Source organism: Acinetobacter sp. ANC 3813, from assembly GCF_002135435.1.
Classification (GTDB): Bacteria; Pseudomonadota; Gammaproteobacteria; order Pseudomonadales; family Moraxellaceae; genus Acinetobacter.
Genome location: NZ_NEGK01000002.1, coordinates 202,957 through 219,195 on the forward strand (window position 1 = coordinate 202,957; position 16,239 = coordinate 219,195).

Annotated in this window: 12 protein-coding genes and 2 pseudogenes; 7 read left to right on the plus strand and 7 right to left on the minus strand. The window is 38.1% G+C overall.

The genetic code is table 11. From position 1 onward, the window contains the following. Positions 1–135: 135 nt before the first annotated feature. Positions 136–1,539, minus strand: coding sequence for an iron-containing redox enzyme family protein (locus B9T34_RS03750; protein WP_086211835.1), 1,404 nt, complete (start codon positions 1,537–1,539; stop codon positions 136–138). A 477-nt stretch (positions 1,540–2,016) separates the two neighbouring features. Here B9T34_RS03750 and B9T34_RS03755 point away from each other — a divergent pair, with 477 nt between their 5' ends. The 4 genes and pseudogenes from B9T34_RS03755 to B9T34_RS03770 all read left to right on the plus strand — a co-directional run bounded on the left by B9T34_RS03755 (position 2,017) and on the right by B9T34_RS03770 (position 5,667). Then, positions 2,017–2,280, plus strand: a complete 264-nt coding sequence (locus tag B9T34_RS03755; protein WP_086211836.1) for a hypothetical protein — start codon at positions 2,017–2,019, stop codon at positions 2,278–2,280. A gap of 112 nt (positions 2,281–2,392) precedes the next feature. Further along, on the plus strand, positions 2,393–2,689 hold the full coding sequence (locus B9T34_RS03760) for a hypothetical protein (protein WP_086211837.1): 297 nt from the start codon (positions 2,393–2,395) through the stop codon (positions 2,687–2,689). A gap of 67 nt (positions 2,690–2,756) precedes the next feature. Then, positions 2,757–3,435, plus strand: a pseudogene (locus B9T34_RS03765) (DUF421 domain-containing protein). Between the two features lie 153 nt (positions 3,436–3,588). Beyond that, the gene (locus B9T34_RS03770; protein WP_086211838.1) at positions 3,589–5,667 is read left to right on the plus strand and encodes a catalase; all 2,079 of its coding nucleotides are present in this window, start codon (positions 3,589–3,591) and stop codon (positions 5,665–5,667) included. 376 nt (positions 5,668–6,043) lie between these two features. On the opposite strand, the gene B9T34_RS03775 is transcribed toward B9T34_RS03770, so the two are convergent. From B9T34_RS03775 to B9T34_RS19200, 4 genes and pseudogenes are all read right to left on the minus strand, one after another. Continuing rightward, positions 6,044–6,142, minus strand: a complete 99-nt coding sequence (locus B9T34_RS03775; protein WP_416202699.1) for a hypothetical protein — start codon at positions 6,140–6,142, stop codon at positions 6,044–6,046. Positions 6,143–6,334: 192 nt separating this feature from the next. After that, a complete protein-coding gene (locus B9T34_RS03780) occupies positions 6,335–7,651 on the minus strand; it encodes a PQQ-dependent sugar dehydrogenase (protein ID WP_086211840.1) in 1,317 nt (438 codons plus the stop codon). Positions 7,652–7,796: 145 nt separating this feature from the next. Continuing rightward, positions 7,797–7,946 (minus strand): hypothetical protein, encoded by a 150-nt coding sequence (locus tag B9T34_RS18845; protein WP_171265115.1) that lies wholly within the window; start codon positions 7,944–7,946, stop codon positions 7,797–7,799. A gap of 953 nt (positions 7,947–8,899) precedes the next feature. After that, a pseudogene (locus B9T34_RS19200) lies at positions 8,900–9,094 on the minus strand (I78 family peptidase inhibitor); the annotation flags it as partial. A 480-nt stretch (positions 9,095–9,574) separates the two neighbouring features. Between B9T34_RS19200 and B9T34_RS18710 the strand changes: the two are divergent. Next, entirely contained in the window at positions 9,575–9,907 is a 333-nt protein-coding gene (locus tag B9T34_RS18710; RefSeq protein WP_213034147.1) for a hypothetical protein, read from the plus strand. 102 nt (positions 9,908–10,009) lie between these two features. Here B9T34_RS18710 and B9T34_RS03790 read toward each other — a convergent pair whose 3' ends face one another. Next, on the minus strand, positions 10,010–11,146 hold the full coding sequence (locus B9T34_RS03790) for a GGDEF domain-containing protein (RefSeq protein WP_086211842.1): 1,137 nt from the start codon (positions 11,144–11,146) through the stop codon (positions 10,010–10,012). A gap of 427 nt (positions 11,147–11,573) precedes the next feature. Between B9T34_RS03790 and B9T34_RS03795 the strand changes: the two genes are divergently transcribed. Next, positions 11,574–13,139, plus strand: coding sequence for a sensor domain-containing diguanylate cyclase (locus B9T34_RS03795; RefSeq protein ID WP_086211843.1), 1,566 nt, complete (start codon positions 11,574–11,576; stop codon positions 13,137–13,139). Between the two features lie 79 nt (positions 13,140–13,218). Here the strand turns inward: B9T34_RS03795 and B9T34_RS03800 are convergent, their stop codons facing one another. After that, entirely contained in the window at positions 13,219–14,919 is a 1,701-nt protein-coding gene (locus B9T34_RS03800; RefSeq protein ID WP_086211844.1) for an NAD-dependent malic enzyme, read from the minus strand. Between the two features lie 318 nt (positions 14,920–15,237). On the opposite strand from B9T34_RS03800, the gene yddG reads away from it, so the two are divergent. Further along, positions 15,238–16,152, plus strand: a complete 915-nt coding sequence (yddG, locus tag B9T34_RS03805; RefSeq protein ID WP_086211845.1) for an aromatic amino acid DMT transporter YddG — start codon at positions 15,238–15,240, stop codon at positions 16,150–16,152. Positions 16,153–16,239: the final 87 nt, after the last annotated feature.

Here is a 16,239-nt window from a genome sequence, read left to right on the forward strand (position 1 = left end):
TTTTACTAATTATTAAGCACTTATCGGCTTAAGGTGATTTTCATTTTTTATAAAATTCAAAGAAAATTTCTGCTTTTACCCTAAGTATCAATAAAAAACCGCCCCATGGCGGTGTTGTTCGTTAAAATCCTTATATCATTTTCTCACGGCAAGGTATGGGAACAGGTATTCCGTTATTCGCTGCGTACTCCAAAGCCCAATCTCTTCATGATGAGTATGCGGCGCTAGATAGGGTATAAGCTTTCCTATTTTATAGGCGAGATTACTTGAATCGTGAACCTGCTTTTGCAATGCGTGCAATTCATTATCTATGATGTAACTGAATTTGTTCATTTCCATATAATTATCAATCAACTCTGAATTTACTGAACTTTTATGCCCATTAAAGTTACTGCCTGAGATCCAATCGTAGATAAATGTTTTTTCCGCGGCAGAAAATACACCAAACATTTTTCCATCTTCATGATCAATCAATTTCCAGAAACGACTATTTTCAGGATCTTCGTTTAATTTAATCCACCCGACTCTAATTAACTCAAATATAAATTCTTCGACCAGCTCATCTTCAGATAGCCACTCATTTATTGGTCTTTTATTGAATAGGCAATTGTTTGCATGCATATGTTTACCTACAACTGCTTTTTTTCTAAAAATCTCCATCACCACATGTTCAGTACTTAAACTTTTAATTATCTGAACTGAGCTTTTGCCTCTGTTATTTAACAAAAAGCCATTCCTGAGCTTATGCATGAAATTTATTTTGTCTTTAAATCTACTGGAAAGTTTCTTGACTGCATTAGTCGCCACTTGAGCGTGACCACTATCAAAATTATCTATCGTAATATGAAGATTAAAATATTTAGAATCAATGCCGAGCTCTTTCAATTCATAGTTCGTAATGAGCAGATGAAGAGGCAGCTGCTCATATCCTAAATTAAACCCTGCAATTTCAGGAATAAATTCTGAAGGTGCATATGCAAGAGCCAATTGAATAGCTGCCTGATGGTAATATTCATCATCCAAATTTAACGAAAACTCATGTAAACCAAGCGAAAAAAGTAGATTATCAAATACACGCACATGATTGCTCTGCTCTAAACCTAAGCCTAGTTCTTCCAAATAGATTTGGATGAAATCTTTAAATGCAGGGTCATTCCAATATTGAGTAAAGCTAAACAGCCAAGCTCCATCTACCCGTTTAGTTGGAGCAACTTTGTACAAAAATTCGTAAGCTTTACTCGTAGAATTAAAGAGCTCGCGATTCCCACCAGCCATGCGACGCTCTATATAACCCTTATAATGCGTACACTGTAATTTATTTTGCCTATCAAGCCATTCTTCTAATTTATCCAACTCTGATGGAATTTCTAAAAATTCATTATCTAGCTGCTCAATCTCTCTTTCTAAAAAATTAAAAGACTTTAACTCTTTGGAAGATTTAGATATAGATGGATCTAAGAAGAATTGAGTTATCTCAAAATATTTCTGATGATCTTTGGTGATTAAATTTAAGATTCTTTCTTTTACTGCAGTCGGCATTATAATTTTCTCGCGGTAAAATGTTTAATACACATTAATCCATCAACATAAAAAGCACATAACCTTCTTGAAACAGAAAGTTAATATATGTAAATAAATAAATTTAAATCAAACTATTTCAATAACTTAATTTAAAAAACAAACAAATAAAGATTAAGTAACAATTTGTTATTTAGCCAAATCCGTCACACAAATAATATATTAACCTTTATAATATTTTTTAATATTTAAATAATAAAATTAAAATCAATTAAATCAGATTTTAAAAATAAAATTAACACAATTATTATAAAAATGTATTTTATTAGAAATATTTTATATATTAAATTCAAACATTAATAATCAATTTAAACATGATGTAACCCAATTAAATAAATGTAACACATCAAAAGTTCAAATCTATAATTTCCATGCTAATAATATCTAATCCACTCCATATTGGTTTGGATTCTTTTGAATTAATTGAGGCACATCGAAATGGCTAATATATCTGAAAAGAATCAAGAAAACCGTGAAAATAATCAACAAGGCCAGCAGCAACAGCAGCCTAACCAGCAAAATGACCAACAGGGTCAGCAACAGCAACAACCGCAAAATGACCAACAACGTCAACAAGGCCAGCAACAACGGCAACCCAATCAACAAAACGACCAACAACGTCAGCAACAGCAACAGCCGCAAAATGACAAACAGCAAAACCATCAACAGCAGAATGATCAGCAACGTCAGCAGCACAAATAGATCTTTATGTTGCTAGCTTTTAACGCCTAAATTCCCTTTTAAATTTCATCAAGCAAAAAAATTCAGATTTCAATCATTTGAATTCTTTAGTTTGATGCAAATGGAGATCATTATGACTTTGAACGACCATCAAAATGAAAATCCAATCAAACATGATTGGCAAAAAGAATACTCAAATCGCCCCTATTATGAGGAAATCCATCGGGAAATTCCTGATGTTAACTACGATAGGGATTTCCGTTCCGCTTACGAACTTGGTTTAAATGCCAGGAATGAAAGCGGTGAAAATGCCCTTTTTGAAGATTCAGAAAGCGATTTGAAAACAAAGTGGGAAGGTTTAAAAGCTGAATCTCGACTCAAATGGGAACAAGCAAAGCATGCAGTCAAAGATGCTTGGGACAAAATTTAGTTTTGCGTCCCTAATACTGCAAAGACCTTTAATAAATCTAGATTATAAAAATTAAATAGAGTTAAAAATGGACTTTATAAGAGTTTTGTTGCATGACACCACGCTGAGCTTTGCTTTGGAGATAGTTCTTCGTTGCATTGTGATGTATGTCTTGATTATTTTAGTTTTTAAGATTTTCAGGCAAGCGTGGTGTCAGGCAACTTTCTATTTTTGAAATAGCGATTATTTTAAGTTTAGGTTCAGCTGCTGGCGACCCTATGTTTTATGATGATGTTCCGCTTATTCATGCGGTTATTGTTTTTGCTGTCATCCTGTCTTTATATCGATTAACAACATATCTAATGATGAAATCGGATGCCATTGAAAATATATTGGAAGGCAAGCCAATGTATATTGTAAAAAATGGATTGCTGATCGTTGAGGATATCAAACAAGAAAAATATTCATACGATGAATTCTTTGCTGAAATGAGACAGAAAAAAATTGAACATCTCGGGCAAGTCAAAGTAGCCCTCTTGGAAACTGATGGAAATTTAAGTGTCATCCCCTTCAGTAAAGAAAATATTAAATGGGGGTTGCCAATTTTTCCCGACAATTATAAGCAAGCTGAAGAGCACATTATTAATCACAACTATTCATGCATGTTGTGCGGCCACACAAAGCTTCTCAATCATTTGGCTGATACTTGTCCCCGCTGTGATTGTACACACTGGGCCAAATCATCTTTGAAATGCGAAAATAATTAACTCTATAAATTTTTAGCCATTGCACCGAACAAAATACAAACACTTTTTTACTCTAATTTTTTATACCAGCTTTAATGTTTTAAAGAGTTTTCAACTATTGCAAAACCTTGCTTTGATCATTGTTCTAGAACAACACACTAAGGGACGTAGCTCATGAAAATATCCAAAACCTCCAAAATTGATCAATTTGATAAAGAGGCATATGTAGACCCAAAAGGGAAAATGCTTACTTCCTCTCTGGGCGTGCCAGTTGCAGATAATCAAAATAGCCTGAAAATTAATGAAAAAGGCCCAACGTTATTAGAGGACTTTCTTTTAAGGGATAAACTGATTCATTTTGATCGAGAACGTATTCCTGAACGTGTTGTTCATGCGCGTGGCCTTGGTGCCCATGGATATTTCGAAGCCTATGAAGGTAATGAAAAGTGGACTAAAGCAAAGTTCTTAACCGATACCCAAAACCCAACTCCAATTTTTGTCCGGATATCCACTGTTCAAGGTGGACGAGGCTCAGCTGATGTCGTGCGTGATGTACGTGGATTTTCAATTAAATTCTACACAGAAGATGGCAACTACGATTTAGTTGGTAATAATATTCCAGTCTTTTTCATTCAGGACGCAATCAAGTTCCCTGACTTTGTGCATGCCGTAAAGCCAGAAGATCCGAATGAAGTACCAACTGGCCAATCTGCGCATGATACGTTCTGGGATTTTATTTCACTGAATACAGAAGCGTCACATATGACTACCTGGATCATGTCTGATAGAGCAATTCCAAGAAATTTACGCTCTATACAAGGTTTTGGTGTACATACATTCAGATTAATAAATAAAAATAATGAAGCTTTCTTGGTTAAATTCCATTGGACCCCTAAACAAGGTGTAGCTCAAGTCGTCTGGGATGAAGCCTTGAAACTCAATGGTAAAGATCCCGACTTCCATCGCCGCGACCTATGGGATGCAATTGAACGCGGCAATTATCCAGAGTGGGAATTAGGTGCGCAAATTTTTACCGAAGAAGATGCCGCACAATGGGATTTTGATGTGCTTGATGCCACAAAACTGGTGCCTGAAGAACTCGTGCCGATTACTCCCTTGGGCAAATTCACCCTAAATCGTAATACAGATGATTTCTTTGCTGAAACTGAGCAAGTTGCTTTCAGTCCAGCAAATATTGTTTCTGGTATCGATTTTAGTAACGACCCATTACTTCAGGGCCGATTGTTCAGTTATACAGACACTCATCTGCATCGGCTAGGTACAGCAAACTTTAATCAAATTCCAATCAATAAGCCTGTCTGCCCTTTCCATACCAATCGACGCGGCGGATACGCGAACCATGAGGTCTATAAAGGCAAAGCCAATTATGAGCCTAATTCTGTAGATGACAACTGGCCAAGAGAAGCCAGCGATGATCCTCATGCATTCAAAACACATCCTGAAGAAGTGCAAGGCATCAAACTTAGAATTCGTCCCGAGAGTTTTGCGGACCACTTTTCTCAGGCAACGATGCATTATCAAAGTCTGGCTAAACACGAACAGCAGCATATAAAGGATGCATACTCTTTTGAGCTTTCAAAAGTCAAAGCCGTTGAAATTCGCAAAAGAGTCGTAAATGAAGTACTCGCTAATATTGATTTAGATCTAGCCAATTATGTTGCTAATGAATTAGGACTGGCTGCCCCTACGCGTCAAATTGACGGCTTAAAAAAAGCAGCAGTTTCATCTTCTAAATATCTAAGTACACTTGCTTACCCTGCTTCTGATATCAAACAGCGTAAGATTGCTTTGTTGGTTCATGATGGGGCAAATGCAATGTCTATTGATGCAATCAAGACTTGGGGTGAATCAGAAGACGCGGTCGTTGAAGTTTTAGCTCCGAGTGCTGCACCTGTAAAGTCGAATGATGGCAAAGAGATTGCAGTTGATGGTCGTCAAAATGGTGAGCCTTCAGTTACCTACGATGCTGTTGTGGTTGTTGATGGAGATAATTTAGACGCTTTTCTAAAAGATGGTGTTGCAAAGCATTATGTTCTGGAAGCATATAAGCACCTGAAACCAATTGTACTGCTAGGCGATAAAGAATCATTAATTAAAAACCTTAATCTTATTCAAGATGCTGCGCTTATCACTTCACAAAGTTTTAATGATGTCAGTGATCAATTTAAGAAAGCGATTCAGAATCACCGCTATTGGGATCGGGAAGATAAGGTTGCATCTATACCGGCCTAGTTTAACTATGAATAAAAAACCGCCCAAATGGGCGTTTTTTTATTACTTCAACAATCTGTATCGCTCATGTGGCAGTTTTTTGAGATCAAACATATGGTCGTAATCATAGTTTGGCGCCGAGCATGCACGCAGAGCATTTCTAGGGATTGTTTTTCATCTATACAGACATTCCCTTTTGACTTGATCTGCATTGTTTCGAGGTAGTTCATAGTACTTTTAAAGTGAATAGCTTTAAGGTTGTGGTAACTAGGTGGATATTTAAAATGATTTTTTAAACGACTCTACATTTGAATGATAATGCTCTTATGACCTTCTGCACTTGTATGGATAATATGGTAGAGAATCTCAGCCTGTTCAGGTGATGTGATATAGCCCGCTAACCGTTAATTTTCCATTGCATCACTATTGAATCGTATGCACGTATTACCATTAGATGGAATTTTGCAAAAATCCACATTGCATATGAGTAGACCAATTCATTTACAACGTATATGCCTTGATTTTTTCCACTCTAAAAAGTCTATACATTTGACTATCTTCACCAAGTCTAATATCTGAGACTTGCTCTATTTCAGTAATTAGTTCCTCAGTTTGCTGGTTTCTAATAAAACAAGTTGGCTTATATTTCTCTATACCGCCACTCTCTTTTAACAATAAAAACGTGATTCTATTTTGCTGGTGATACTCGCCAAATAATATTTCCTACATCATCAGCGACCAAAATAGCTCCTACGGAATCAATAGCAACCCCTACAGGCCGCCCTAAAGCATTGCCTTCAGCACTCAAAAAGCCTGTCAACACATCCTTCGGCTTACCATCGGGTCGACCATTTTGAAATGGAACAAAAATTACTTTGTAACCACTACGCGGTTTACGATTCCATGAGCCATGCTGGCCAATTAACGCACCACCGCGGTATTGCGGCATTAATTCAGCAGTATAAAAGGCTAAACCTAACGAAGCCGTATGATTACCCAGTGCATAATCAGGCTTAATTGCACGCGCGACCATTTCAGGATTTTGCGGTTTTACCCGCTTATCCACATGTTGACCATAATAACTATACGGCCAGCCATAAAAAGCACCATCTTTGACTGAAGTCATGTAATCGGGCACCAAGTCATTCCCCAATTCGTCACGTTCATTTACCACGGTCCATAACGCACTACTCTGTGGTTGCCAGCCCATACCATTGGGGTTGCGCAGTCCTGTCGCGAATGGCCGTGCAGTACCGCTAGTGATATCAAACTCCAGAATTAATGCACGACCAATTTCCTTGTCAAACCCGTTTTCAGCTACGTTACTATTTGACCCCACAGTAATATAAAGTTTAGTCCCCGCAGGGTTGGCAATGACGTTCTTGGTCCAATGATGGTTTAATGCGCCATTCGGTAAATCTAATACCTTTGTACCTTTTGCTGTAATTTGAGTTGCCCCTTCTTGATAAGGAAAGCGCATGAGCGAGTCTGTATTAACCACATACAGCATATTTCCTACCAGGGCCATACCGAAAGGAGAATTTAAATTCTGTAAAAACAAGGTCTTTCGGTCAGCTATGCCGTCGTTATTGGTATCACGCAGTAAACTAATACGATTAGCACTCAAATGGGATGACCCAGCACGCCTCATCACCAGCTTCATTATCACCCCCTTCACACCTCTACTATCATCAGGTTTAGGGGGTGCATCTGTTTCAGCTACCAATACATCGCCATTAGGCAATACTTGCAACCAACGCGGATGTTCTAGTTCTCTTGCAAATGCTTCTACTTTTAAACCTGTTGCCGGTATCGGCATTGCATCAATAGGCCAGCCTTTAGCTGGAGCGATATTAACTGTAGGGATTAAGCTTGATTTGGGTTCAGGAAGTTGAATTTCTGGGCCGTAGCTCTCTATGATTGGACTTCTAGATGGTGAGGCACATCTTAGTGCGAGCAATGCAATAGCAGAACCCGCGATGGGCAATAAAAAACGAGAGTTCATCTTTATCTCCATTTTATTTTTGTTGTATTTACCTCATTTAACTCCTCAACGCTTGGATAAATTTTGAAAGCAGCTCAAAAAATATTAATTAAACCTAAATACCAAAAACTCTCAGGCCAAAGTCCGAGAGTTTAGCTATTTAAGTCTACTTCTGTTGTTTCTGTGGATTTTCAGGCTGTTCATTTGGTTGTTTTTTAGGATCAGCTTGTTGCTGCTGTTTTTGATCGTCCTGTTGGTTTGGCTGTTGCTGGGGATCAGATTGCTGATTTTGTTGGTTCGGTTGTTGATTAGCCATTTTGATTTCCATCCTTTAATTTTAATACATGCTATAAAATATAGCAGGCTTATCAATCTACGCCTTTAAATTCGGTTTTTTTCAATTCAGGTGTATCTGATTGCATCTATGTAAGTTGAAAAAATATAAGCACTTGATCCTTATCAACACTGTTTATCTTAAGTTAACACTTATTACTTAAAGCCCTCATTTGAAGGCTTTTTTCTTTAAAGCATAATGTCCAAATTAAAAATATACGCATGCATATCAGTCTTTGTCTAATGTATGGGGTGTTGTTGTCTCTTCCTTTCCTTCATCATTACGATCACTTTGTTGGCAACCTGCCAACCCCAATACGAGTACCACACTTATAATTGCTAAAGCTTTCATACATTGGCCTACGTTAATTAATCAAAACTATAAGCTAACAAAGCATCCCTTTTTTTGTGTTTAGTTTATGCAAAGCTATTAACTGACTTAATCCATTACATCAATCTGACTAAGTTGTTTTAAGTTCACTTATGTTTTCAGAATGATTCGTAAATGGGTAAAAGAATAAAAATATGGCCAGCACACAAGTTTGTCACTATTGCTTTCTTGAAATAAAAAACCGCCCGAAGGCGGCTTATTTTTTACTTCAGCAATTTCTATCATTCATGTGGCAGTGTTTTAGTTCAGAAATGTGGTCATCGTCATAGCTCGGCATTTTGCTACCATACTTTTTGCATACGACCGATATGGCATAGTTCATAGAAAATAAATTGTCATGCAACATATAGACAAGCAGTGGATTCAGCTTGGCAAATGCTGGGCTATAGTCAGATGTTGATTTGCTGATGCAGGACTTCTTTGTCCAGCACACAGAGTACTTAACTTTTCAAACACTGAAATGCTTAGTAAAGATCATCATTAAAATCTTTTGCCGTAAAAAAAAGCCATCCAAAGATGGCTTTCAGATGCTCAAGCTCAAGCGATCAACCACAACTTGCTTGAATAATCATTTTAGTTTGAGGATTCGTCACCACGGTAACCCGATCTTCACGGTAATCCATAGTGACAGGCTGGCCTGGCGCAACCATACGTACAATTCCAGCTTTTGTTTTCGCTTTAATTAATACTTCAGATAAGCCAGATTGACCAACCAATTTCGCAGCTTCATCAGCGACACATATTGCCGCTGCGTTTGGCTCTGGAGCAATCGTATTTTCAGGGTTATGTGCACACGCAGTTAAAGCAACAGCAGCCAAGGTTAAAGATAAATTTTGGATAATATTCATAAACGTTGTCTTATTATGATAAAAACAATCCTAAGCAATAAAGCAGTTACAACCTTAAGTCAACCAAAACCTATATACAGCTCATAGATAAAAATTAAATTTAAAAAATTCTGAAGAGATATAAGCCGTCATCATTCGCTATCTACTTTCACCTAATGTTTTTTGCTTAGGTCGACTTCGTTTACGCGTCAATGGTGCTCATCAAAGATTCCCTAGAGAATAAAGACATTGAATTCAATGTCTCATCAAATTAATTTCAAACCATCAAACTATGCCCTCTTAACAAGATTTGCTGAAATATAAAATGATTTGAAAGTGTATTAAATATGCTTGCTTCGTCCAAAACATTACTAATCACATAATTGCTTTACTATGAATCACACACCAAAAAAAGCAAAAGTGATGCACACCTCAAATATTGTGTTATTTTTCACCTATTTTTATTACATAAAACTTACATATGTTAACACTTTGAACATGAATTCTTCATTAAAGTCTTGCACTTCCTTCAATGTATTGAGAATCATTTTCATGAATTTTGCTGAAAAAATCTTCCTTGCCGCCCTAATCTCAGCTCCATGCACAATGGCTATCGCGGCTGAAGCAAATGTTGCAAACTTGCCAGCTTCAGAAGCTGTAGCTCAAGAAGCGCCAGCATCTGAGTCTGCTGCTTCAGAAGCAACTGCTGAACAAACAGCGAAATAAATTGTTTACATGGTTCGCACAAGCCGGAAAACCCACAGGATGTGGGTTTTTTAAATGTGGTATTGCTCAACGATTTCATCTTAAACGAAATGTGGGTTTGCGCTAAAAACACACCTGATTTCGGCCCTTGTTTTTAGCATCATACAAAAACTGATCTGCCAGCTCTAAAGCATGAATCAAGCGTTCTTCATCATGAATATGCGCTATACCAAAACTCGCTGTGACGCGAATTCCTTCATCAAATATTTTACTTTCAATTTTACTTCGCAGACGTTCCACTAGATGATAAGACGTTGATTCGTCTGTACTGCGCAATAAAATAATAAATTCTTCACCGCCAAATCTGGCAATAATGTCATTTTGACGAATGTTGGCTTTTAATACGTCTGCAACAGCAATCAAAATGCTATCACCCGCCGCATGCCCCCATGTGTCATTAATCTTCTTAAAAAAGTCGATGTCACACATGACAACATAGACTTTCCCGCGAGCGGAATCGTGAAAAAGCGCTTTAGATTTTTCAAAAAAACCATTGCGGTTATAGAGCTTGGTTAAAGGATCTCTAATTCGCTCATCATTTAAAACGGTGAACAATTCTTTGATTGTTGTTGCAGAAACAATAATGGCGAACCAAATACTCAAAATCACATTTACAGCAAGCATCAGCATCCACCACGGCGAAGTGGATAAAGTGATTCTGTCTACATTCTGCAAAAAAAGCACAATGGCAATAGTTCTTAATGATGCGTATGAAAACAGAAGTAAATAGCTGATGCACAGCAGCTTAACCAAATTTGAAGATTGCTTTAATAAGCCAATTACAGGAGGAATCGCAATCGCTTCAAGACATAGAATTGCGATATTAATGATGATCATTCGAACCCATAACTGCTCATCAATAAATGCGAAATAGAATAGCGCTAAAATAGCCAATACCATCACACAAGCAGAATATAGCGGTTTGGGGCGAGATTTCGCTTTAATAATCATGCCATGCGATACGGCCCATGCACCGCCCAAATATAAAATACCCAGCCATGGCGCTGTTAAACTCAGCTGAGCATTGCTCATTAAACTTTGCAGGCCTAAAGCAATTGAAGGTAAAATGCAGGCAAAGCCCATCCAAAATAAATATTTAGGCGCTTTAAAAAACCAGTGTGCAGAAATAAATACACCGCCCACTAAAATTAGGCAGAAAGGCACGACAAGTAAAAAATACTGGGTATCAGGCAAATTCACGAATTGACTACAACTATTTGTTGCATATGTCTCATATTAAATCTTTTATTTGAATAAATTCAATAAATATTTATTTATAAAAGAAAATTTAAATCATTTACGCAGAACAAATTGCAAAAATAATGAGCACTTTCACTTGAATAGTGCTTAAAATAGAATCATCTATTCATCCCAGACAAAGTGGTCGTTCATCCTTTGCTATAGATAATATTTAATTGCTTATTCGCGAATGATTAAGTGCATTTACAACTCTTACCATTATGCTTGACACTAATTCTGATTAAAAAAGTTTGGATTTTATTGAATGAATTACCAAATACTTATGAATTATGTGATTTAATTAACGCGTTATTCATCACCTTAATTTTGAATGACATTCCTGAATGCACAATGCACCTGTAAAATCTGAATTGAGAGAGTTGGTCACTTGAAACAGCTTGCTTTATTACTGAAATTAGATCTGCAAAGACTCATATTAATATTAATTATACTTTGCGTATCTTGTCTTTTCATTGTTTCCGTATTTATTCTGAATTATGTGATTAAAGCGCAATTAATTGAAAACTCTCTTTCTATAAATGATAAGTACGCATCAAAGGTTGCATTAAGTACGGACCAATATTTCCGCAATATGCTGCAGGAACTGAAATACAGCTCAGATATTCTTGGAAAAGATTTTTCAAATCAGGCTTTGGTTAAAAATGAACTGCACCGCTTGAAATTCCAGTCCAATAACTTCAATTCTGTCAGTGTAGTCGATCAGTCTGCTCATATCCGCCATGTAGAACCGCAAATTTTAAAGTTTGATGCAAATGCCACATATAAAACGATGGGTATTGTTGAATCGCTAAAGTCTAAACAGACGTATATATCTGCACCCTACCAGTCAATGGCGAACAATCTGATTGTACTGATGTCACAGCCCATTTTTGCTCCTGATCACCAGTATCAGGGAATGGTTACCGGCTCGCTGTATTTACAAAAGAAAAACTTAATCAGCCAAATTTTGGCAACATCATATTCATATAAAAACAGCTATATGTATGTGGTCGACAGCAACAATAAAATTATTTTTCACCCAGAAGCCAAACGAATTGGTGAAACGATTCAAGGCAATTCTGGCTTGGATTATATGAAACAGCATAAAAGCGGTCATATTCGATTGCAGAACAGTAAAGGCGTCGACAACTTGGCTGGCTTCGCGCATATACCAAGTGTCAATTGGCTCGTTGTTTCACAACAGCCCACTGAGGTGTTATTTGCCGAGGCCAATACCATTATTCATAAAGTAGCTCTTGGCTTCTTTATTTTTTACATGGTGCTATTTTTCTTTATTTGGAAGATCGCGCAGTACATTTCATCGCCATTGCACGGCTTAGCGCAAATGGCAGGTACATTGAATAAACCTGAAACAGAAAACGAAATTCAGAAAGTTGATCCTTGGTATTTCGAGGTGATGCGTTTCCGAACTGCCCTGCTGTTCAGTTCAAAAAAATTCAGAGATAAAATTTCTGAGTTGAATCTACATGTAAATACCGACCCGCTGACTGGGCTGCACAACCGCCGCGGCATGCAACTGTTTTTAGACGAACTGCAAAATATGGGCACTGAGTTTTCGGTGCTGATTGTCGATATTGATTATTTTAAATTAGTGAATGATCAGTTTGGACATGATCAGGGCGATCAAATGCTAAAAGTTCTAGCAGAACAAATGAAAAAGAACTTCCGTGAAAATGACGTGTGCTGCCGTATGGGCGGTGAAGAATTTGCAGTACTCATGACTACTGCAGACCGAGAAGTCGTCTATAAAGCCGCTGAACGGCTGCGTCAGAGCATTGAAGGCATTACGGCGCATATGGCAACACCAATAACGATCTCAATTGGTATCGCTTCCTGGCCAGTTGATGCCCAAGATGTTAAAGACGTTTTTAAATTGGCGGATAACCGTTTATACCAAGCCAAAAATGAAGGCCGCAACCGCGTGTGTTGCTAGGCTATCACCAATAAAAGACCGCTTATTTAAAGCGGTCTTTTTTTAACTTTAAGCTTTGCTGTAGAGCACACCTGAAAACTTAAAATGGCACACGGTGATATTGGCGATACTCTGGTTTCCAGAAGTTATCATCAATTTTTTGCTGCAGATCGTTTAAACTCATGACTGGAGCAACACCGTCATCCATCGCCGCTTGCGCAACTTTAACTGCAATGACTTTAGATATTTGCTGGATTTGACTTAAATCAGGCAAGAGATCGGCATTTGGATCTTGCAGCTTTGGAGAACAATCTGCCAAGGCATTACTTGAGGCCATCAGCATATTGTCCGTAACCCGTTTAGCGCCTGAGGCAATCACGCCAAGGCCAATGCCAGGAAAAATATACGAGTTATTGCATTGTGAAATATTATATATGCGGTCTTGGTAATTCACTGGCGCAAATGGGCTGCCTGTTGCAATCAATGCCTTGCCCTTGGTCCATTCAATAATATCTGCCGGAACAGCTTCTACACGGGAAGTAGGATTAGACAAAGGCAATACGATTGGGTTGTCACAATTTTCAGCCAATGTTTCAATAATTTCTTTGGTAAATAAACCGGGTTGACCAGACACGCCTATTAATACTGTTGGCTTCGCATTTTGCACGACGTCTAGCAAAGAGATAATTTCATCTGCGTTGCCCCATTGCGCAACATCTTCAGGCTGCTGCGCCAGTTTTCTTTGGAAATCCAATAAATTGGGCTGATTTTCAGTGATCAATCCAAAACGGTCAACCATAAAGACTCGCTTACGCGCTTCTGCATCAGTTAAGCCTTCCGCAATCATTTGCGCAATAATTTGCTCTGCAATACCGCATCCCGCAGAACCTGCGCCAAGAAAAGCAATCGTTTGATCTTTCAACTGTTTATTTGCAGCACGAGACGCTGCAATCAAACTTCCGACCGAAACTGCTGCTGTACCTTGAATATCGTCGTTGAAGCAGCAAATTTTGTTGCGGTATTTTTCCAGCAGAGGCATGGCATTCTTTTGCGCAAAATCTTCAAACTGAATTAAAGCATCAGTCCATCTGCGCTGAATTGCATCAATGACAGTATCAACAAAATTGTAATATTCTTCACCAGAGATACGCGGCTGCGCGCAGCCCATATAAATAGGATCATTCAGCAGCTGCTGGTTGTTTGTGCCGACGTCTAAAGTAATGGGCAAAGTATAAGCTGGGCTGATCCCGCCGCACGCTGTATAGAGTGAAAGCTTGCCAATTGGAATCCCCATACCGCCAATGCCTTGGTCACCTAAACCTAAAATACGTTCTCCGTCAGTAATCACAATGACTTTCACATTGCGTCTGTTCACGTTATGCAGAATGTCATCAATTTGATCACGGTCAGGATATGAAATAAAAATCCCGCGGTGACGGCGGTAAATATCCGAGAAGCGCTGGCAGGCTTCGCCGACCGTTGGCGTATAGATGATCGGCATCATCTCCGTTAAATGATTTTCAATTAAATGATAGAACAGCGTTTCATTGGTATCTTGAATATTGCGCAGATAAATATGTTTGTTAATCGCATCGTTGAACGCGCAATACTGCTGATATGAGCGCTGGCTTTGCTCTTCGATGGTTTCTGTCACATGCGGAATCAGACCGTGTAAATTAAAATTTTTACGCTCATCTGCTGTAAACGCTGAACCTTTGTTTAGCAGCGGCAATTCCAGCAGCGTATTTCCAGCATAAGGGATATACAGCGGGCGTTTAGATTTCAAATTATCTGCAGGCATTGTACTGTCTCTATTCCTTTTCTAAATAATCTAGGGTTTAAATTGGTTTTTCATTACTGTTTTAATAGCTTAGACCTATTTATTGAAAAGTGGTTATTTATAATATTAATATTGATATAACCAACATTTTTCAGCCTTATGATGCAAAGCCTTACGCGGCCATAGCATTTACTCAAGATATGCTTTAGGCAAATTATTTAAAAAATAAAATAGATTTAGATTTTTTTAGTATCAATTTCAGTATACTGATGAAATGTTGTAATCAGTTGAATTTTCAACTAATCAATAATACCCAAGCAGTCACCCATCGAATGCAAAATGACGAAGAATCTAGCAACTCTTATTGGCTTTAGCGCAATTCTGCAATGGTCCGCCATTGTCGGACTGCTTAAACGCATAAGTTCCAATATAGGTCCAGATTATGCTGTTACCTTCATGTACAGCTTCAGCGCCGTCATTTTGCTCATTGTGTTCCGCATACCTAATTTGCGCGCGATGCCTAAGGCATATTTGATTTTTGCGACATTGCTCTTCGTCATCTACGAATTGTGTTTTTCCTATGCCATTGCTTTAGCTCAAACACCTCAGCAAGCGATTGAAATCAGTCTGGTTAATTATTTGTGGCCAAGCATGACCATTGCCGCGCTTATTCTTTTTAAAGAACTGAAATTCAATCTCTTTGTTTTGCTTGGTTTGGCAGTCAGCTTAAGCGGTATTGTTATTATCCAAACAGGAAATGGTTCTTTCAGCTGGTCGACTGTTTTCCAAAACATTATGGTCAATCCTGTCAGCTATCTCTTGGCTTTTGTTGGGGCAGCACTTTGGGCTCTGTATTGCGTCATCACCAAAAAATACAGCCAAGGCCATAATCCTATTGCGCTATTTTTTGTGGTCATCACAATTGTGCTGTGGCTCAAAATGTATTTTCTGCATGGTTTGCCAACGCTACCGCCAATACAAACCGATACCATGGCTTATATGTTCGCCCTATCACTGGTGACAGCTTTGGGCTATGCAGCATGGAATATCGGCATTATTAAAGGCAATATCACCTTTTTAGTGACGCTTTCTTATTTCAGTCCTTTGATTTCTTCTGTATTTTCTATGCTGATTTTACAGACCAGTTTGGCTGCCGCATTTTGGCACGGCGCAATCTTGGTGACTTTAGGGTCTTTCATTTGCTGGATTTCAACCAATTGGGATCAGTTTAAAAACAAATTTAAGCGTGCATAAAGTATTCAAATTGTCGATTTATAAGTAAGGCCTGCCTTATGCGATACAACCCATAGCTGAATTCACGTTCTGATACCCAAATATTCA